Origin of the sequence: Undibacterium cyanobacteriorum (assembly GCF_031326225.1) — a bacterium.
Taxonomy (GTDB): domain Bacteria; phylum Pseudomonadota; class Gammaproteobacteria; order Burkholderiales; family Burkholderiaceae_D; genus Undibacterium; species Undibacterium cyanobacteriorum.
This window is the reverse complement of record NZ_CP133720.1, coordinates 3261573-3280549: the sequence shown is the minus strand read 5'-3', so window position 1 is coordinate 3280549 and position 18977 is coordinate 3261573. Positions and strand designations below refer to the sequence as shown.

The window sequence follows — 18977 nt, the reverse complement described above, 5'->3', positions numbered from 1 at the left end:
TTTATAACTAAATAATGGTTTTATTATCACCATGGAGACAAACATGAAACAGCAAAAAACATCTCTCTTTTCCAAGCGCCAAAGTCTGATTGCGATTGCGACTTTATTTTCGGCAGCAACACTCGGTTTTAGTGCGACCGCGTTTGCACAAAATCCCATCGTGATTAAGTTCAGCCATGTGGTCGCTGCCGACACACCAAAAGGTAAGGCCGCAGAACGATTCAAAGAGCTCGCTGAAAAAAATACCAAAGGGCGCGTGAAGGTCGAGCTTTATCCGAACAGCACGCTGTATAAAGACAAAGAAGAACTCGAAGCCTTACAGTTGGGCGCGGTGCAAATGTTGGCACCATCCCTCGCGAAATTTGGCCCACTCGGCGTTAAAGAATTTGAAGTGTTCGATCTGCCTTACATTTTCCCGAATCGTGATGTATTGCACCGTGTGACAGAAGGACCGGTTGGTGCGGGATTGATGGCGAAACTTGAGTCCAAGGGCATCACAGGTTTAGCATTTTGGGATAATGGCTTTAAGGTAATGTCCTCGAATGTGGCAATGAAAGTGCCGAGTGATTTGAAAGCCAAGAAACTGCGTATTCAATCTTCCAAAGTCTTAGATGCGCAAATGCGTGCCTTAGGTGCCAATCCACAGGTCATGGCGTTCTCTGAAGTCTATCAAGCTCTGCAAACCGGCGTGGTCGATGGTACAGAAAATCCACCATCGAATCTCTACACGCAAAAAATGCACGAGGTGCAAAAACATGTGACCGTCACCAATCACGGCTATTTGGGTTATGCGGTGATCGTGAACAAAAAATTCTGGGATGGTTTGCCAGCCGATATCCGCACTGAGCTGACTAACGCCATGAAGCAAGCGACTCAATACGCCAATGCCATTGCGCAAATCGAAAACGACAACGCGCTTGATGCTGTGAAAAAATCCGGCAAGACCACGGTTTACTATCCAACCGATAAGGAACGCGCGGAGTGGGTGAAAACTTTGGTACCAGTGCAGAAAGAAATGGAAGGTCGTATTGGTAAAGAGCTGATTCAAAGCGTTAATAAAGAAGCGGCGGCTCTCGGCTTTAAGTAATCGCTAACCGACTATTTCAATTAAAAAGTGGTGAGAAAACGCGGCGCTGACGTGCTCTTTCAGTACAAGGCGCCGCTTTTTTAACATCACATAAGGAGAGGAGGGCGAGCATGAAAGTGCTAGACCATTTAGAAGAATATCTGATCGCATTGCTGATGGCAGCGGCGACCTTGATTACGTTCACTGCAGTTGTGCATCGATATATGTCAGGCGTGGACATTCCAGCCATTCAAGACACCTTAATTAAAATTAATATGAGTTGGGCGCAAGAGCTCACGATTTATTTATTTGTGTGGATGGCGAAGTTCGGTGCAGCTTATGGTGTCCGCTCAGGTATTCACGTCGGCGTCGACGTATTGGTGAATCGTTTGGAACCTAAAAACCAAAAGATTTTTGTCATGATTAGTTTGCTCTCAGGAGCTTTGTTCACTGGCATTGTTGGGACTTTGGGCGCTAATTTTGTGTGGGGCATGTCGCAGACCGATCAAACTTCTTCTGATTTGGAAGTGCCGATGTGGATCGTGTATATGGCTATTCCGCTCGGTAGCTATTTGATGTCTTTCCGCTTTTTACAAGTGGCATGGCATTTCTTGAAATCAGGCGAACTGCCTAAACACGATCATGCCCATGTTGAGGGGCTCGACGTTGAAGAAGCGGTTGATGCAGCTTCAGATCACGACGCCAACCAAAAAGTGACGGAGAAACTATGAACGCGACCATCATCTTCGTTCTATTGATTCTACTCATGCTGACCGGCATGCCGATTTCCATCGCGCTCGGTATGACAGTGTTGACCTTCTTATTCACGATGACCACAGTGCCAATTGAATCGGTCGCGTTGAAATTATTCACCGGCATTGAAAAGTTCGAAATCATGGCGATTCCGTTCTTTATTTTAGCGGGGAATTTCTTGACGCACGGCGGGGTGGCTAGACGTATGATTAACTTCGCCGCATCCATGGTTGGTCATTGGCATGGTGGACTTGCATTGGCGGGCGTTTTGGCTTGTGCCTTGTTTGCTGCGGTATCGGGATCATCGCCAGCAACCGTGGTTGCGATTGGCTCGATCATTTTGCCAGCCATGGTTAAGCAAGGTTATCCGAATCGTTTTGGTGCTGGTGTGATCACCACTTCAGGCGCTTTAGGTATTTTGATTCCGCCATCGATTGTCATGGTGATGTATTCGGTGTCGACCAATACCTCGGTCGGGAAGTTGTTTATGGCTGGTGTAATTCCTGGCATTTTGCTGGCATTTTTCCTCGGTCTTACCACTTGGTTCTTGGCCAAGAAGAAAAACTATCCACGTCTTCCAAAAGCAAGTTGGAAAGAACGCTATGTCGCTTTCCGCAAAAGTGCATGGGGCTTATTCTTGATCGTGATTGTGATGGGCGGTATTTACTCAGGTAAGTTCACGCCGACGGAAGCTGCCGCTGTGGCTGCGGTATATGCTTTTATCATCGCGGTGTTCGTCTATAAAGACATGAGCTTAAAGATGGTACCGAAAGTCTTGATCGATTCCGCAGCGATGTCTGCCATGCTGTTGTACATCATTACGAACGCGGTTTTGTTCTCATTCTTGATGACTAGTGAAAACATCCCGCAAGCAATGGCTGGCTGGATTTTAGATAGTGGTTTCGGTGTTGTTAGTTTCCTGCTTGTCGTCAATGTCCTGTTGCTGTTAGCTGGTAACGTGATGGAACCCTCATCGATCGTGTTGATCATGGCACCGATTCTTTTCCCAGTGGCGATGAAACTCGGTATTGATCCGGTTCACTTCGGTATCATCATGGTAGTGAATATGGAAGTCGGCATGTGTCATCCACCAGTGGGTTTGAATTTGTACGTTGCTTCCGGCATTACCAAAATGGGGATCAGTGAGTTGACCGTAGCGGTCTTGCCATGGTTGATGACCATGATAGGATTCCTGCTTCTGATCACTTACGTGCCGTTCTTATCGACTTGGTTACCGAACGTGATGTATCAGTGAGACATAAAAACCACATTCGAAAATAATCATTCGATGGGCTAAATTCTGCGACTTTTCTTTAGGGAAATTGGCGTAGTGAAACTAACGAGCGCAAATGAAATAGAAACTTTCATTTGCGCTTTTTTTCGTCTGTAATTTGTGTGTTTTTCCTTCGTAAATTTCCACTCGGAAATGAAATGTGCTGAATTCTGATTTCAATTTTTCGTAACACAAACAATCGAAGTTTTCAGATCTTTCTCTGCTGCAGAAGCACAAACACAACACGTCGATTCATTCAGAAAAATCTCTGTGTGTTTTGCGTAAAAGACATGATATATTTTGCACACCTCAGCGATTCAAGCCACAACGAATCCAATAAAAAATAAAATCGATGCTCACTTAGATCGCACACTGAGGATAGAATTTGGAAGTGCAATAATAGCGCTTAAGGCGCAGGTAAAAAGGGGGGGAGATTCGCGATTCACGATAAGCTGAGCCCACTTGAGGCTAAACAGCACGGACGCGAAAATATTTGGAAGGCGCATCGGAGGATGCGCCTTTTTTCTTGTTAAACTGTTTCCTATGCAGTTTGACGGTTTTGCTGAAATCCTTGCTCAATTTCGTGCTCAATTTCGTACTCAATTTTGTGCGGAATTTGGAGCGAAATTTTGTGCGGAACTTCATACTGAATTCGTTCTGTCTCCTGAACTTTACTCGCCACTTCTCGCTCTATGTCGCTAGCTGAATCCGCCTTATTTTCCGCGATCGTTCCCGCACCATTCGGCTACATGGGTGTACGTACCGAAGATGGCTTGTTGGCCGAGTTAGTCTACCTGCCCAATCGTTTTCAAGAAAAAGCACCAAGCGACGCTTGCGCAGAAAAAACCGCACAGCAAATCCTCGCCTATTTTGACGACCCTGATTTTCGTTTCGATTTACCGCTGAAACAATGTGGCACTGATTTTCAGCATCGTGTGTGGCGAGCGATTTCAGCGATCCCACGTGGACAAGTCAAAACCTATGGTGAGGTCGCCAAACACATCGCATCGGCACCACGCGCCGTGGGCCAAGCCTGCGGTGCTAATTGGTTCCCCTTGGTGATCCCATGCCACCGTGTGACGGCAACAGGCGGCCTAGGCGGCTTCGCGCACCACGACGATGAATCTGGCTTCCATCTCGGCGTTAAACGCTTTTTGTTACGCTTTGAAGGTGTGGCAGGGTATCTAGGCGAGAGTGACGCCATACGCCAAGAAAGTCTGTGGTAGAAGTCGATTCGATCATGGTCAGCAAAGCCCCACCCAAAGCAAAACTCTCCGCGGCAAAAAAAACCAACGCCACTAGCGTCGCTGCGGAGGCGTCAAACGCGCCCATCAAGCGGCGTGGTCGACCACCCACAACAGCACCGATTGAATTGCCTGCTCATGTGCACGGACAAATCGACGAGTTCTGTGACAATCTGTGGTTAGAAGACGGGCTCGCCAAAAATTCCCTCGAAGCCTACCGACGCGACTTACGCTTATTCGCAGAATGGTTGCAACAACATGGCGGCAAAGATTTATTGCAAGTGAACGAGGCCGATATTTTTTCTTATGTGGCGGCAAAGCATAGCGTTTCCAAAGCCACCTCGGCGAACCGCCGCATGACAGTGCTGAAGCGCTATTACCAACAAGCGTTTCGGCAAAATCGTATCAGCGTCAATCCGTGCACCAAACTACGCTCGGCCAAGCAGCCTTCGCGCTTACCGAAAACCCTCAGCGAGAAACAAGTCGAAGCCTTGCTACAAGCGCCCGATGACAACACGCCTCTGGGTTTGCGGGATCGCACCATGCTTGAACTTTTATACGCTTGCGGCTTGCGCGTCAGCGAACTGGTGTCGCTTAAATCATTTGAAGTGAGTTTGAATGATGGCGTCTTGCGCGTGACAGGCAAGGGCAGCAAAACGCGCCTAGTACCGTTCGGCGAAGTCGCCCGACTCTGGTTGCAACGCTATCTCGCCGAAGGCCGCCCAGCCATCCTCAACGGCCAAATCGACGACGCTTTATTCGTCACCGCCAGAGGCGGCGCCATGACGCGGCAAATGTTCTGGGTCGTCATCAAAAAATGCGCCCAACAAGCCGGCATCACCGCACCGCTATCACCACATACCTTGCGCCACGCCTTCGCCACGCACTTACTCAACCACGGTGCAGACTTGCGCGTGGTTCAGCTATTATTAGGCCACGCGGATATTTCCACCACGCAGATTTATACGCATGTGGCGAGAGAGAGGTTGAAGCAGCTGCATGCTTTGCATCATCCTAGGGGGTGATTCATTCGCATAAAAAGCCAGGGGTAGTTGTTGCTTATTTTAGAGACATTTCGGTGACGCTAGATTTAGCTTTCAAACTGAAGATACTAATTTTACTGTCCTTTACGTGAATAAATGAGGCTACAGCTCGTGCAGCCCGAAACAGCAATTCCGCGCTGCATACAGTGTCTCAAGCGAGAGAATATAAAACAAAAATTGCAAAAAAATTGTTTAAAGCGTGCGGGAGAATGATTCTACATAAAGCGCTGACCATAGATGTGAAGCGAATACTAAAAGTGAAAACGTACGCATAAACTAGAAAATCAGGTAGTACCTTTATCGCGTAGTTTTGACTATTTACAGTGTGAAGTGCAGCCATTAGGCCAGCAGAAACTAGCACCACTAATGTAGTTTGAGAAGTGAACCTAATTAATTTGAGAATTACAGAAGCTAAGATGATTGACTCAACGAATGGGGCACAAATAATAGGATAATAAATCGCCCAAAATTCATTTTTTGGAGACAATCGGTATTCAAGAATTTCAGGGGATGTCGTTAAATGCACGGATGTGAGTGCTTGTATCCCTATTCGAGTGAGGAACAAGCACGTTATAAATAGAAAAACACAAGAAGATGCAATGAATGTGTTTTTGTGAAGCATAGCAGTATTCAAGGTGATTTTTGTGTTTGGCATGCCAATCCGAGAAAAGTTTAATTGGTGCGTTAATGTGGCATGAGCCAACGATCTCTTTCGTGGCTCATGCTAATTGTGAATTTTCGTGCTTGCCGCTTATTCTCGACCGGAACGTTGACCTGGATTTACAGGCGGTTGTTTTGATGCTATGTCTAGCATCTCTTTACCGAAGTCCGCTAGAGCTTCAAGGCCTTTTCCGAGCCATTCGCTGCCCTTGTCAACGATTAATTCACTGAGCCGATCTGCCGCTTCCTCTTTTATTTTATCGAGGATTGGGTTACTGGCGTCACCACCTTTCTGTGGGGAGCCGCCACCTCTTGGAATTTTTTTTCGTTTGCTTCCATCGGGGCTGTCAAACCAACCATAGTAAGAGTCTTCAACATCACTCCCGAATTCATCGAATTCATCGAATTCTTCGCCATCACCTCCAGAAATCAACAACAACTCTTCATTTGAAATAATACGCATTTTATGTTACTCCTATACATGGTTAAGTAATCCATATCGATCCTATACCGATATGGGGTGCTGCCAGCGCTGCAGATGGCTAGATCTGTGGGCGCCGTTTCCGTGGATGGGCTCCGAGCCCATCCACGTGAAATTGTTCAATGTCTTTTATTGATTTGAGTTTGTGAAACTTAAATCTTTGTTCAACGAGACAGACCGTAATTTTCTATATTTCTATTTTTCCGACCTTTCGAAACGGAATTGATTGTTGCATCAGGCTACGAGTTCTTCTTTGACCTCATCATTGTGCGATGAAATTTCGGTTGTTTTTCCATTTTCTATTTTTACGACCCGCTCGGCTGCCTCTATCGTTTCCGGCCTATGTGCTACCATGATGCGAGTGATTTGCAATGAACTTAATGCCTCGTTCACTCTGCGTTCGTTAGCGATATCGAGATGGCTCGTTGCTTCGTCTAGTGCCAAAATTTTTGGTTGTTTGTAGAGCGCTCGAGCAAGCAAAACCCTCTGTTTTTGGCCACCAGAGAGGCTACTGCCCATGTCACCGACGAGCGTTTGGTATCCCATTGGCATCGCACAAATTTCGTCATGAATCGCGGCCAGCTTCGCGCATTGTTCGGCTAAATCTTGTGAGGTATTGGCGTCGAAAAAACTGATATTGTCGAGAATCGAGCCGGCAAGTAAGGAATCGTCTTGCATCACGGTGCCCACTAGAGAACGATAGGCGTTCAGTCCAATTTGTTTGATCGGAATCGAATCGATTTGCACTTCTCCTTCCGTTGGTTTGAGAAGACCTAGAATGATTTTGCACAGAGTCGTTTTACCGCATCCTGATGGCCCCACTAAAGCGAGACTCTGGCCGGCCGGGATATGAAGATCGATACCATTGAGCACCCACGGTTCACCTTCGGCATATCGAAACTTGATGCCTTTGAGAGTGATTGAACTTTGCAGGCGTGTCAGATCAGTTTCGATGGTCGGGTCAGTTTCGATTTCCTCGCAAACGATGTCGGCCAAGCGCTCACTGTGAAGGCTGAGCATTTTCACGCTCACGAAAAGATCGATCAGGCTAAAGATACGGCCAGAGAAGGTTCCCGCGTAACTCGAAAAAGCCATCAGCATGCCGACAGTCATCTGATTTTGCATAACCAGCAGTGCGCCGATATAGAACATAGCAAGTCCTTGTGCACCAAAGATCGCAGTGTTACTGACCTTGAACATGATCGACATTTTCTGGGTCTTGATGTCGCGGTTTTGTACGTCCATTTGCATGTTCTGCCACCGAGCACGGCGTTCTTCCTCGCGACCATACAGTTTCAGAGGTGTAATAGCGCGCAGAGACTCCATGAAGTGGCTGCTTGACTTTGCTGCGAGGACCAAACGTTCTTGTGATGCCTCGCGAAATGGTTGGTAAAACGCCCAACGTAAGCCTGCGTACAGCGCAACCCCAACGAGAACTAAGACACTCAGCTTTGGGCTGTACAAGAACATCATTGCGAGCGCAAGAATTGCCATGAGCCCGTCGAGCAGGCTTTCGACGAATAGACTAGTAAGTGTTGATTGAATGGCGCCAATACTACCGAAGCGCGAAACGATATCTCCGAGGTGCCTTTTCTCAAAATATGAAGTGGGGAGTCGAATGAGGTGCGCAAAGAGTCGACCGCTCCATTGAAAGCCGATATCCATACTCCAACGCATTAAGAACCAAGAACGTGCCAATCCTATTGCGGTTTGAGTAATCATTAAAATTGCGAATCCAAACACCAAGATGATAAGCAAATCACGATCGCCGCTGACGATTACTTCATCAATCACGAACTGATTGAATAGCGGCGAAGTAATAGCGAAAATCTCTAGAGCGAGCGCGAGAACGATTACCTGTACCATGGCTCGACGCAAGCCAATGACTCTTCCCGTGAGGTCGCGAATCGCAATTTTTTTACGTTCGTCTTTTGTTTCGAATTTTGCAGTCGGTGTGAGTTCTAAAGCGACTCCCGTGAAGTGCTTGGAGGCCTCAAGCAGAGTGACTTGTCTTTCGCCAACTGCGGGATCAAGGATCACAAGAATGGGCTCGTTACGCCAGTTTCGTTTTACCTTCTTCAAAACTACAAAATGGTTTAAATTCCAATGCAAAATGCTTGGCAATTTTAATTGATCAATTTCATCGAGGTCCAAACGCAGTGGTCGCGACGAGAGTTCAATTGTGGATGCGTGTCGCATTAACTGTGCGAGAGTGGCGCCCTTTAAACTGATCGAAAACTTGCGCCGTAGATCGCTTAGATCAGCGCGGTAACCGAAGTAGCTGGCAATCATGGCAAGACAGGCTAAACCGCATTCGCTGGATTCTGTTTGAAGGATGGTTTTCATTGGGATCGATGTTGAGAAGGATAAATCATCGGCTCCCTCCGAGGATGAAATCTCGAAGTCGCCTCAAAGGAGTGCGCTCGTCTGAGGTACAGACTTTGCTGAGGCCGCTAGCGTTGCCAATATATAGGGAATCTGAATTTTTGAAACCATTGTCAATCGCGGCTAATTTCATTTCGTCTGAGTTTTTGGGATACCAGAACTCTTCAATTCCAGTAGCTCCAATTTCCTCAAGTTGTTTTTTGTGCAGAATCCAAAAATCAAAAGATGGACAAGTTTTTGTGGAATTCTCAGACTTGATATCCTCGTTCAAGAAAGATTTTTTTCTGTTCGATATATAGGTGTTGAAGGCGCGAAAAAGGGACTGATTGACATTGTTTTCGACGTAGAACTGTTCGATAGTTTTTCTAAGAGCGTTGTTTTCTGAGAGAGAGCCTTGGTTTGAAACACTTCCTAGTTCTTTTTGTGCTTCGTTACCTGTCACCCATCTTGTGCCTCGACCTGTCTCTAGCGGGAAAGAAAATTCATGAATTCCAATTAAGGAGTTCTTAAGTACTCGTTTTTTCGGTGCAGCCATAAACAGAAAGTTTGCACACGAGGATAAACATCTGCCATCCACTGTGAGCGTCAAATTATGTTTCTTTAGGAGGTTTGCAATCTTTATTGAACTCGCAATTTCGCCGCCAGGTGTATCAATAAGTATTTCATTTACTCTGGGATCTGATCCAATGATTCTTTCGAGCTCTTTGGCAGTGGAGGCGTTAATGTATCCGTAGATCGATACTTTCGAATGTTCACCTCGCATGTGATGGATGAGTGGTGAGTTTAATGAAAATCCAGCTGACTTACGAACGTCGCTTGGCAGAGGAAATGTTTGCTCTGATAGGGAGAACATCACAGTCATGGCTAGGTAAATAAATTGCATCATTAATCTCACCGTTCAATATGGTTTTATCCACAAGGCTGGTCCACAAGCCTACTTTAGATTTATCCCCTAGTTAATGTGTTGGGGGACATCTTGTACCTGTTGCTGGCAGCTGTGATGTCACACTACCCGTCCCGCTGACGCTTGGAGTTCCGCTCGCAGTGCCTGTAGCGCTCTTAGTCTGAGAATCTCCGACTGTGTTGACGGTGTTCTCACAGTTTGGTAGTAGCTTTCGCAATTCTTCCATGTAAATCAGCGTTAATTTTGCAACTGCTGCTGCTTGTTCTCGGGCTGCTTCAGCCTCAACATCGAACACTTCAACGTACTCAACGTTTGAATACGCAACGTTCCCTAGTGCGTCATAAACAGGAACTTGAACAGCAACTATTTTTGTTGGTCGGCCGTTAGGATTAAAAATCGCACCGCCAGAAATTGACTTGATCTCATCATTCGAAATAATTCGCATTTCTCTACTCCTATACAAAGTTAAAGTACTACGTCGACCCTATGTCGATGCAGTTTGTAGCGAGCGTGAAAAATGGCTAGATCCGTCACGCTTTTCTTTCGAACAGAGAAAAACGATTTTCTGCATTTTCTCTGCCCGATAAATCGAATTTCATCTCTTTGCGACTGCCAAAATTGGTTCCGCGAGCCATTCCCAAATTTTTCGATTGTCTTGAACGATATCAGCCTCGAGTGTCATTCCCGATTTGAGTGGGTGGACTTTTCCGTAGGTTTCGATCGTCTGTTTTTCTAGTTTTACTTTGATGCGATAAAGTGCTTCACTACTGTTGAATCCTGAAATACTTTGCTGTGCATTACTCAGTATTGTCGACGCGAGATGTGAGGGGAGTTCGGTGGGCGCGATCGGTGTGGTACTGATCGATTCAATGACGCCTTTTTGTAGCCCAAATTTTTGGTAAGGGAATGCGGTGTAGCGGATCAAAACTTCCTGTCCCACTGATACGAAACCAGAGGTGCGACTTGGTGCAAAGAGTTGAACTTCCATTGCACTGGGAGTCGACGGATTCGTCTTGTCAGTAGCTGTAGTCGATGGGATCAAAGTCGCTATGGTTTGCCCTGGCACGACTTGTTGCCCCAATTGTCCCGTGATGATGGTGACTGTCCCATCTTGCTGGGCTTTGATAATCGTATTTTTACGACTATCATTTTCAACCGTTTCTTGATCGAGCATAGCAATTGCGCGATGAAGTTGCGATTGTTCCGATGCAAGGTTGATCTTAATGTTTTTCAAGTCAGCTTCAATTGCTAATCGATTAGAATTGATTTGAAGTTGATTGCGTTTGAGAGCGCTCAGACGAGAACTTATCTCGATGATTTCCTCATGCTTTTGTTGAACCTGTGCGGCTGATACGTAGCCATTGCTTTGGAGAGACTGAAATCGATGGAGGTTATCTTGGGCCAGCCGTTGACGTCGCTCCATGAGGTCAATTTCTTGGTCGAGTTGCAATCCCTCTTGAGTATTGTTTTTCAGCCGTAGCGCGAATGCTTCTGTTTTTTCCTGTGCCTGATGACTGCTTAAGCGCAATTCGGAATCGAGTGTTTGACGGCGGAGGGACAGTTGCTGCTTGATCAGATCCGAAATTTCACCTTGCTTGTTTTGGCGTTCGTTTGATATTTCAAAGAGTGCTTGTCCCGCCTTGACAGTATCTCCTTCTTTTATCAAGAGTTGGCTCAATATGCCCGGTGTATTTGAGCTGAGACTGACACTGCCCGTGCTGGGAACAATGACGCCAGTGACACGCGCTTTACGGTCAAAACTCGCAAGCCAAATAAACAAAATCAGTATGGTTGCGATAATTGCCGCGACAAGGGCGATGAGCCAGCTTGAGATTGGCTGCGCAAGACGTATGCTGCCTAGGCTTTGTTGACTTAGTGCTTGCGTTACTTCGGTGCGAAAAAGAGGGGATCTGGCGTCACTCATAAAATATTTAAATGTTATAAATAAAAAATGATTTTTAATTAATTTATTTTTTATGCAATCAGATGTCAATCGGTTTGTGGTTTTTTAGTAAATGGCTTGAGCGCTGCCAGCGAGGAAACTGACGAGCTTGATTGAGTCACTACGAGCGAAGATTGGTTAGCGACAAGCGGCTTTGTTTATAATGGGACCCTCGACGGAAGAGCGCCCCTGAAGCACAAATTCAAACAAGAAAAAACGATTAGGAATTTTCAATTGGCCAAAAAAGAGCACGTATCAGAAACGCCCGCAACACAGTTATTGCGCAAGAAGGGCGCGGTTTTTACTGAACATCCTTATGCCTACGAAGAACACGGTGGTACGGCAGTGTCTTCGCGTGAGTTGGGAGTGGAAGAGCATGTGGTGGTGAAAACCTTGATCATGCAAGATGAGCACGCCAAGCCTTTGGTGGTCTTGATGCATGGTGATAAGACAGTGTCGACCAAGAACTTGGCGCGGCAGATTGGTTGTAAGTCAGTGGAGCCGTGTAAGCCCGAAGTGGCGCAGCGACATTCGGGTTATATGATCGGTGGCACCTCACCATTTGGCACGAAGAAAGCGATGCCGGTGTATGTGGAACAGAGCGTACTCGAACTCGACAAGATTTATTTGAATGGTGGTCGTCGGGGTTATTTGATTGGGATAGCGCCGCAGTTACTGACGGAGCTTTTAGGTGCGAAGGCTGTTAATTGCGCGCTTTAACTCACCGCTACAAATGCTCGAACTTTTTGGTGCTTGGTAGATGACCAGCGCTAATCTCGATGCCGAGTTTAAAAATCCTTTTCATTTAGAAATGTGTTGGTCAAACTTGCGCTCGTGTATCCGCACGTTTTACCTTATCGGAGGGGCTAGTTTGAGCGCGGCCCTTTCGAACGAGAAGTGAGAAACATCCGTATTTCTTCTATGCTTGAGAAGTGCGAATTTTTCCCAACCGCAGGTATGGATTCCAATACGTTGGATAAGCAGGGAAGGGTGTCTGACTCCGCCGCAACCAGTCGATAATTACCAGAGGCTACCCTAGTCAACACACCGAAAATTTGTCGCCTTGTGTTTGGCTTCACAAATTCGCCCTTTAGTGGAGCCCCTGTCTCATCAAAAAATTTAAAGATACCTTCTTCAACGTCTACTCCCTCAAATGCGCCTTGCGACTCTGATTCAGAGTCGAGCACATGGAGTACGTTGTCCTCTGCTAGTACGAAGATCATCTTAATTTGTAACGTAGAGCGCATTGACGCAATGTGCTGGCGTCCCAACAAGCCATTCATGGCTTGCGAATACGGTTCTTGTGAGAGCTTTACGGCAAATCAGCATATATCTCCCAATTTGGATCAGACACCATTTCTAATCCTAAGTCAAAACTTTGTATTCGTGAGTTGTTTCTATTTACAACCTGAATGAAAGCGTCTGGGTCAGTGACATAAAAGAGCAAATCTTTTATTCCGTTTTTTAATACGCTTGCAACATGAATAGAATTTGAACCCGTTTCAATGTTAGGGACATCTATTTCTTCGAAGTCACTAATTAATTTGTAATCTTCCTTGGATGGGAATCCTTGAGGATCAAATGGAACATAGCTGATGGTCAAATAAGCTAAGTATTGAAGGGCTGGATGACCAGCAATGTCTGCAACGCCGAGATTCTTACGAAAAAAAGCGATCAGTTCTGAGTCTTCAAAGGCTATCTCTTTACTACTCCAACTATCTTCGATTTTAATATTTTCTATATCAAATGATGGCATATTTTATTTGTTACTGTGAATACGTCTTTCGCCAAGCAGAAAGCTACATCAGTTGACTGATCATGCCAAGCCCAAGTCGAAAGCTCAGCGGACGCCGAGGTTAGGGCGTTCAAACAGCACTCGAAGCATCCGTTACGTCAATGATGGAACCTATCGGGCAAAGCTCCGAGCAGAGTTCAGCATCGTATTCGGTGTTTTCCCTGCAAACCAGTGAAATTAGGGACTCGCCGACCGAAACACGATCAAGAAATTCAATGGATCGTACCGGCAGATCCCAGTACAAGCCACCATCAAGCCAGACATAGGCCGACATCCCTACTTGCACGGTACCCTCTGTAATCTTTCCGGCGATCACGAGTTCGCCACGCTGGGGCAGGCGGAATACTTCGCGGACTTCAAACTTTGCCATAGCTTTATAATTTTTCAGATTTGCGGGGCCGCAAGGCGCCCGCTGGATTGTTCGGAATTGCAGTCAGATAGCCACAACATTTCTCAATAACATTTGCTAGTTGTACCTGAGGTTCGCTTTAGCCCAATTACTTGAATGTCCTTATAAAGTTTAAGCTTGTCGCCACCCTTGAACGTGAGTGGTAACTGACCCCGCCGTATGATGAGCATGACCTCGTTGCCGTTCGTAGTCCGCCCAGCGATGCCCCGCGGTACCGCCGAAGGCTCGTCGATCACATGGTATTTCTCAGTATTGAGGGAAAGCAAACGCATTGCCTCGGGAACAGTGAGACCGATGATCTTCGCATCATCGGCGACGCCTCTCGCGGAAATTGGGGTGTGGGCGATCATCGCGAAAACGCCGAACGCAATCAGTGATTAAAATGACTTCATGTAAGCCGAATTCTTATTTGATTTGCAAAAATAAAGTTTAACGCGAGATGCTCAAAAAGACAATTTTCTTCAAATGCATCGAGTTCCGCTTGGCACCTTATGCATTTGGTTATGTTGGTAAGTATGGACTGCCACGAAACCGACAAAAATACCGCTTCACAGACCGTGCCCGAACGACTGTTATCAGACCAAGTTCTATTATGCCTAGCCCAGTTCTAACCAAGCCCCATCCTTAGCCTTTCTACGGTTGAAGGACATACCATGTCGCTCGATTTAGATCAGTCCCGTCTAGAAATTTACCCCCGTCTATGCAAGAATGAGCAGCTTGGCAAGTTCGTTCGTTTTGTTTGCGTCCACATGTTGGCGCGGGCTTGCATCGATATCTACAACGATAAAAATAAGTGGAGTAATTAATGAATTCAATGATTGCAATAGTGGCTGCGTATTTGATCGGTTCGGTCTCGTTTGCGGTGGTGGTCAGTCGTTTGTTTGGTTTGTCTGACCCACGTACTTATGGTTCGAAAAATCCGGGCGCAACCAATGTTCTGCGTACCGGTAATAAAGCGGCGGCGGCTTTGACTTTGTTGGGGGATGGTTTTAAAGGCTGGTTAGCAGTCTGGTTGGCGCAAACTTTTCAGAACCAATATGACTTGAGTGATAGCGTTGTGGCGATGGTGGGTTTGGCGGCGTTTATCGGTCACTTGTGGCCTGTGTTCTTCAAGTTTGAAGGTGGTAAAGGTGTGGCGACGGCCTTGGGTGTATTGATCGGCTTGAACGTGTGGTTGGGGCTCGGTACCTTTGTGACTTGGTTAGTGGTGGCTTATGCTTTCCGTTATTCCTCTTTGGCGGCTTTGATTGCCTCTTTGTTCGCGCCGTTCTATTACGGTTTGTTGTTCGGTGCGCGTGTCGAGTTGTTGGCGGTTGTGATCATGAGTGCTTTGCTGATTTATCGTCATCGTCAAAACATTGCGAATTTGATGGCGGGTAAAGAGAGCCGTATTGGCAGCAAGGCGAAGAAGCCTGCTGAAGATAAGGATGATCATGCGCATAACCACGCTCATGGCAAGAAGGCGCATAAGAAACATTAAGCGCAATTGACCTTGATCTTGAGCTTGAGCTTGAGCTTGATCTTGTTGAGTGCCAATCAGGCTCGATAAGAATAGATTTAAAAAAAACGGCTGTGACGAAATGATCGTCACAGCCGTTTTTACTTTTGGTTCGCAGCAATCTGGACCTACTTCAACGCAGCCCAAACGCCCAGCGAATCAAGCAGGTTCAATTTGATCTAAGGGCCAACGTGGTCTGACATTGAAACTGTAGTTGCGTGTGGCAAGTCGTGGATTGATTTTTAAACGCATCGCTCCGGCGAAGGCGATCATGGCGCCGTTGTCGGTGCAGAATTCGAGTTCGGGGTAAAACACTTCGAAGCGTTTCTTGGGATTGTTGTGATTCGCTGCTGCATTCAAGGCAGCGCGTAACTGCTGATTCGCACCGACACCGCCGGCAATGACGAGACGTTTTAATCCAGTTTGCTTCATCGCTGTTTGGCATTTCGCAACCAAGACGTCGACAATCGCATCGACGAAGCCACGCGCTACATTGGCTTTGTCAGCGTATTCGAGTTGGCTCGGATATTTTTTGACAGCCGTGAGCACGGCGGTTTTTAAACCTGAAAAGCTAAAATTCAAGTCCTTCGAATGCAGCATAGGGCGTGGAAATTGATGAATCTCGGGATTGCCTTCTAGTGCTAGTTTGGAGATTGCAGGTCCACCGGGGTAGTCGAGCCCTAAAAGTTTCGCGGATTTGTCAAAGGCTTCACCGGCAGCATCGTCTAGGGTTTCACCTAACAGCTCATAGCGGCCGACGCCATCGACACGCATCAGTTGCGTGTGTCCGCCAGAAACGAGCAGTGCGACAAAGGGAAATTCAGGTGGACGGGTCGCCAGCAAAGGTGAGAGCAGATGCCCTTCAAGATGATGAATGCCGATGACGGGTTTATCGAGCGCAAAGGCCAAGCCGCACGCGACCGAAGAGCCGACCAAGAGGGCGCCCGCTAAACCAGGGCCTTCGGTGAAGGCGATCGCATCAATCTCGCGCTTGTCTATGTTGGCTTTTGTGAGCGTTTCTTTGAGCAAGGGCAGCGCACGTCGTACATGGTCACGTGAAGCAAGTTCTGGTACGACTCCGCCGTACTCGCGATGCATGGCGATTTGCGAGTGGAGGGCATGGGCTAACAAACCGCGATCTGTATCGTATAAAGCGAGACCGGTTTCGTCGCACGAGGATTCAATACCGAGAACTATCATGAAATGGTGAATATGCTAAGAAGGTGGCGAAACGCCAGAAGTGCGTCATTATAAACTACGGCGTCGTGAACCGAACGCAGGCACGGGCTGATCCGGCTTGCATTCGTCAATAAGGCTTCGTTTCAAGTCTGGCGGGCGTTGAGAAGAATTTGATCTAGCCATTTTTGCAAAGATTCGCCATGCAAAGGTTTGCTGGCGAAATAGCCTTGCATGGAATCGCACCCAAGTTCACGCAAGGTGTCGCGCTCGGCAGCGGTTTCGATACCTTCGGCAATCACGCTGAGTTGCAGACCATGACCCATTTCAACAATGGTTTTAACGAGACGCTGCGTGGAAGGTAGTTGGTCGATATTGATCACAAAACTGCGATCGATTTTGAGTTCGGTGACCGGCAATTTTTGTAAGTAGGCGAGCGAAGAGTGGCCAGTGCCGAAGTCGTCGATCGATAAACCTATTCCTAGTTCTCGCAGTTTTTGCAGCAATGGAATCGCGCTGCTGGGGTCTTCCATAATGCCGCTTTCTGTCAGTTCCAAACGTAAGTTGGCGGGGCTGACATCGTAACGCTGCATCAGAGCACGGACGCGGTCTGGGAAACTCTCATCGCGTAAATCATTGGTGCTTACGTTCACCGCAATACTGAGATTGAGTCCCTGTGCTTGCCATAGTTGGAGTGATTGCAGTGCGCGTTCTATCATCCACATCGTCACCGTGCTGATGTAGCCAGTGCGCTCAGCGAAAGGCACAAATTCTGCCGGTGAAATAAAGCCGCGCTGCGGATGCTGCCAACGCACCAAGGCTTCGAAGCCATACGTCTGCATGTCGGCTAGTTTGACCTTCGGTTGCAGCCACATTTGCAGTTCTGAATTTTGAACAGCGGAACGCAGATCAGACAATAGACTGAGGTGACTTAAACGCGAGGCTTCTTGTGCATCGGAGTACCAGACTACGGTTTGGGTTTGCGCTTTCGCGGCGTAGAGTGCCACTTCACCATTGCGTATCAGCGTATTGAGGCTGCGCTCGGCTTGGTTCATTGTGGCCGCAGATTTGGCATTGCATAGAGCGATGCCGTATACCAAGTTCACATCCACGGTATAGCCACTGCAACGCACCGGATCCGTCAAATGGTGGTCGATTAAGCCAAGCAGTTCTTTAATCTGTGCGCTCTGTAACTCATAGACATCTTCGCTATCAGAATGGGCGATTCCGCCATCGCTGCTCGCTTTGCGAATTGCTGGGAGCACAATAGCGAAAGTGCCGCCGTTAAATTTCGCGAGGGCGGTTCCCTCTTGATTGAATTCGAGCAGTGCCGTTTGAATCCGTCTTGCGGTTTCGAGGATCAGGGTATCGCCGGTGACAAAGCCTAAGGTCTCATTGACGGTTTTTAGTCGCGCAATATCCATCAGCACCAAACCGCAACCGTTGAGGTTCATGTTATCAAATTGCTTCAGTAGTAGCGTGCGATTCGGTAGATGAGTGAGGTTATCGTAGTACGCTAATTGTTCGATTTCGCGTTCGCGTTGAGCAATGGCTTCTGACATGCTATTGAGTGCTTGCCCGACTCGTGCCACTTCGATGGTCTCGGTGCTGGGCACTTTGCTTTCATAGTCGCCTTCAGCAATTTTTTGCGCACTGGTTTCCAGTACCACTAATGGTCGTACTACACCACGTCGTGTAAGTAGAGCTAAGGACGCGCCAATTAAGATGGCGATGGCCGCCAACAGAAACACGCGCTCTTGCATTTCTTTGAGCTTGAACTCTTCTTCACGCTGGCGTGCTTCGAAACTGAGCTTCTCTTGGTCGAGGAAATTTTGTGCTTCTTTTAGGAGGGTGTTGCGCGAAGCTTCTACTTGTTCGGTGTAGATTTTCTTTGCACCAGCTAAATCGTCGAGTGCATATTGATCCAAGACTTCGTAATAGTGGCTACGAAATAAATCATTGCATTCGATCAGCGTATTAAGCGCCTGTTGCTGTTCTGCGTTCAGTTGATATTGTTTGAGGCGTTCGAATTGCTGCTTGATCTTGGCGGCACGTGCATCAATCAGCACGTAGAGATCATTCTTGCTTTCGTAATTTTTCGTGAAGACGTCGAGTAACTGAATACCGATCCCTTCGAACTCTGAGCGTAATTCTTGGACATCGCGCAGACGTTGCATGTCGGTTTGTTGGAAGCGACTATTGCTTTGCGCGATTTGTCGTACTTGTTCGACGGTGGTGAGACCGATGCCGACGAATAGCATCAAGAGAAAGGCAAAGCTCAACGTGAGCCTTGTAGCGATGCTGTTGAGGCCAAGAACTTGAAGGAGGGAACGAAGCTGAGGGTTCAT

The 18977-nt window shown here is 47.2% G+C and carries 18 protein-coding genes; 9 read left to right on the top strand and 9 right to left on the bottom strand.

The features are described 5' to 3' along the window. Positions 1-43 precede the first annotated feature (43 nt). The 5 genes from RF679_RS13795 to xerD all read left to right on the top strand — a co-directional run bounded on the left by RF679_RS13795 (position 44) and on the right by xerD (position 5361). On the top strand, positions 44-1087 hold the full coding sequence (locus RF679_RS13795) for a TRAP transporter substrate-binding protein (protein WP_309481214.1): 1044 nt from the start codon (positions 44-46) through the stop codon (positions 1085-1087). Between the two features lie 110 nt (positions 1088-1197). After that, complete coding sequence (locus RF679_RS13790) at positions 1198-1797, top strand: TRAP transporter small permease (protein WP_309481213.1); 600 nt, start codon at positions 1198-1200, stop codon at positions 1795-1797. Beyond that, positions 1794-3074: a TRAP transporter large permease gene (locus RF679_RS13785; RefSeq protein WP_309481212.1), complete on the top strand. Its 1281-nt coding sequence runs from the start codon at positions 1794-1796 to the stop codon at positions 3072-3074. Before RF679_RS13790 ends, RF679_RS13785 begins: the two co-directional genes overlap by 4 nt. Before the next feature lie 710 nt (positions 3075-3784). Next, positions 3785-4318 carry a methylated-DNA--[protein]-cysteine S-methyltransferase gene (locus RF679_RS13780; protein WP_309481211.1) on the top strand — a complete coding sequence of 178 codons (534 nt, stop codon included), beginning with the start codon at positions 3785-3787 and terminating at the stop codon, positions 4316-4318. A 14-nt stretch (positions 4319-4332) separates the two neighbouring features. Beyond that, entirely contained in the window at positions 4333-5361 is a 1029-nt protein-coding gene (xerD, locus tag RF679_RS13775; protein ID WP_309481210.1) for a site-specific tyrosine recombinase XerD, read from the top strand. A gap of 769 nt (positions 5362-6130) precedes the next feature. On the opposite strand, the gene RF679_RS13770 is transcribed toward xerD, so the two are convergent. From RF679_RS13770 to RF679_RS13750, 5 genes are all read right to left on the bottom strand, one after another. After that, complete coding sequence (locus RF679_RS13770) at positions 6131-6502, bottom strand: hypothetical protein (RefSeq protein WP_309481209.1); 372 nt, start codon at positions 6500-6502, stop codon at positions 6131-6133. Positions 6503-6754: 252 nt separating this feature from the next. Continuing rightward, positions 6755-8866, bottom strand: coding sequence for a peptidase domain-containing ABC transporter (locus RF679_RS13765; RefSeq protein ID WP_309481208.1), 2112 nt, complete (start codon positions 8864-8866; stop codon positions 6755-6757). Between the two features lie 25 nt (positions 8867-8891). Continuing rightward, positions 8892-9791 carry a hypothetical protein gene (locus tag RF679_RS13760; RefSeq protein WP_309481207.1) on the bottom strand — a complete coding sequence of 300 codons (900 nt, stop codon included), beginning with the start codon at positions 9789-9791 and terminating at the stop codon, positions 8892-8894. A 70-nt stretch (positions 9792-9861) separates the two neighbouring features. Next, positions 9862-10254, bottom strand: a complete 393-nt coding sequence (locus RF679_RS13755) for a hypothetical protein (protein WP_309481206.1) — start codon at positions 10252-10254, stop codon at positions 9862-9864. A 150-nt stretch (positions 10255-10404) separates the two neighbouring features. Next, positions 10405-11733, bottom strand: a complete 1329-nt coding sequence (locus RF679_RS13750; protein WP_309481205.1) for an HlyD family secretion protein — start codon at positions 11731-11733, stop codon at positions 10405-10407. 252 nt (positions 11734-11985) lie between these two features. On the opposite strand from RF679_RS13750, the gene ybaK reads away from it, so the two are divergent. Continuing rightward, positions 11986-12471 carry a Cys-tRNA(Pro) deacylase gene (ybaK, locus tag RF679_RS13745; RefSeq protein ID WP_309481204.1) on the top strand — a complete coding sequence of 162 codons (486 nt, stop codon included), beginning with the start codon at positions 11986-11988 and terminating at the stop codon, positions 12469-12471. 592 nt (positions 12472-13063) lie between these two features. On the opposite strand, the gene RF679_RS13740 is transcribed toward ybaK, so the two are convergent. Both RF679_RS13740 and RF679_RS13735 read right to left on the bottom strand, forming a co-directional pair. Beyond that, positions 13064-13507: a DUF695 domain-containing protein gene (locus RF679_RS13740; RefSeq protein WP_309481203.1), complete on the bottom strand. Its 444-nt coding sequence runs from the start codon at positions 13505-13507 to the stop codon at positions 13064-13066. Between the two features lie 109 nt (positions 13508-13616). Then, entirely contained in the window at positions 13617-13916 is a 300-nt protein-coding gene (locus RF679_RS13735) for a hypothetical protein (protein WP_309481202.1), read from the bottom strand. A 198-nt stretch (positions 13917-14114) separates the two neighbouring features. Between RF679_RS13735 and RF679_RS13730 the strand changes: the two genes are divergently transcribed. The 3 genes from RF679_RS13730 (at position 14115) to plsY (ending at position 15435) form a co-directional block, all read left to right on the top strand. Then, a complete protein-coding gene (locus tag RF679_RS13730; RefSeq protein ID WP_309481201.1) occupies positions 14115-14336 on the top strand; it encodes a hypothetical protein in 222 nt (73 codons plus the stop codon). 272 nt (positions 14337-14608) lie between these two features. Next, on the top strand, positions 14609-14761 hold the full coding sequence (locus RF679_RS13725) for a hypothetical protein (protein WP_309481200.1): 153 nt from the start codon (positions 14609-14611) through the stop codon (positions 14759-14761). After that, complete coding sequence (gene plsY, locus RF679_RS13720) at positions 14761-15435, top strand: glycerol-3-phosphate 1-O-acyltransferase PlsY (RefSeq protein ID WP_309481199.1); 675 nt, start codon at positions 14761-14763, stop codon at positions 15433-15435. The genes RF679_RS13725 and plsY overlap by 1 nt, the downstream gene beginning before the upstream one ends. Positions 15436-15612: 177 nt before the next feature. Here the strand turns inward: plsY and tsaD are convergent, their stop codons facing one another. Further along, a complete protein-coding gene (gene tsaD / locus RF679_RS13715) occupies positions 15613-16653 on the bottom strand; it encodes a tRNA (adenosine(37)-N6)-threonylcarbamoyltransferase complex transferase subunit TsaD (RefSeq protein WP_309481198.1) in 1041 nt (346 codons plus the stop codon). Between the two features lie 122 nt (positions 16654-16775). Beyond that, positions 16776-18977 carry an EAL domain-containing protein gene (locus RF679_RS13710; RefSeq protein ID WP_309481197.1) on the bottom strand — a complete coding sequence of 734 codons (2202 nt, stop codon included), beginning with the start codon at positions 18975-18977 and terminating at the stop codon, positions 16776-16778.

Excerpts from the sequence above, each read along its gene's own strand:
- RF679_RS13795 (WP_309481214.1), top strand. The coding sequence starts at position 44 with ATGAAACAGCAAAAAACATCTCTCTTTTCCAAGCGCCAAAGTCTGATT.
- RF679_RS13790 (WP_309481213.1), top strand. The coding sequence starts at position 1,198 with ATGAAAGTGCTAGACCATTTAGAAGAATATCTGATCGCATTGCTGATG.
- RF679_RS13785 (WP_309481212.1), top strand. The coding sequence starts at position 1,794 with ATGAACGCGACCATCATCTTCGTTCTATTGATTCTACTCATGCTGACC.
- RF679_RS13780 (WP_309481211.1), top strand. The coding sequence starts at position 3,785 with ATGTCGCTAGCTGAATCCGCCTTATTTTCCGCGATCGTTCCCGCACCA.
- xerD (WP_309481210.1), top strand. The coding sequence starts at position 4,333 with ATGGTCAGCAAAGCCCCACCCAAAGCAAAACTCTCCGCGGCAAAAAAA.
- RF679_RS13770 (WP_309481209.1), bottom strand. The coding sequence starts at position 6,502 with ATGCGTATTATTTCAAATGAAGAGTTGTTGTTGATTTCTGGAGGTGAT.
- RF679_RS13765 (WP_309481208.1), bottom strand. The coding sequence starts at position 8,866 with ATGAAAACCATCCTTCAAACAGAATCCAGCGAATGCGGTTTAGCCTGT.
- RF679_RS13760 (WP_309481207.1), bottom strand. The coding sequence starts at position 9,791 with ATGATGCAATTTATTTACCTAGCCATGACTGTGATGTTCTCCCTATCA.
- RF679_RS13755 (WP_309481206.1), bottom strand. The coding sequence starts at position 10,254 with ATGCGAATTATTTCGAATGATGAGATCAAGTCAATTTCTGGCGGTGCG.
- RF679_RS13750 (WP_309481205.1), bottom strand. The coding sequence starts at position 11,733 with ATGAGTGACGCCAGATCCCCTCTTTTTCGCACCGAAGTAACGCAAGCA.
- RF679_RS13740 (WP_309481203.1), bottom strand. The coding sequence starts at position 13,507 with ATGCCATCATTTGATATAGAAAATATTAAAATCGAAGATAGTTGGAGT.
- RF679_RS13735 (WP_309481202.1), bottom strand. The coding sequence starts at position 13,916 with ATGGCAAAGTTTGAAGTCCGCGAAGTATTCCGCCTGCCCCAGCGTGGC.
- RF679_RS13730 (WP_309481201.1), top strand. The coding sequence starts at position 14,115 with ATGATGAGCATGACCTCGTTGCCGTTCGTAGTCCGCCCAGCGATGCCC.
- RF679_RS13725 (WP_309481200.1), top strand. The coding sequence starts at position 14,609 with ATGTCGCTCGATTTAGATCAGTCCCGTCTAGAAATTTACCCCCGTCTA.
- plsY (WP_309481199.1), top strand. The coding sequence starts at position 14,761 with ATGAATTCAATGATTGCAATAGTGGCTGCGTATTTGATCGGTTCGGTC.
- tsaD (WP_309481198.1), bottom strand. The coding sequence starts at position 16,653 with ATGATAGTTCTCGGTATTGAATCCTCGTGCGACGAAACCGGTCTCGCT.
- RF679_RS13710 (WP_309481197.1), bottom strand. The coding sequence starts at position 18,977 with ATGAACCCTCAGCTTCGTTCCCTCCTTCAAGTTCTTGGCCTCAACAGC.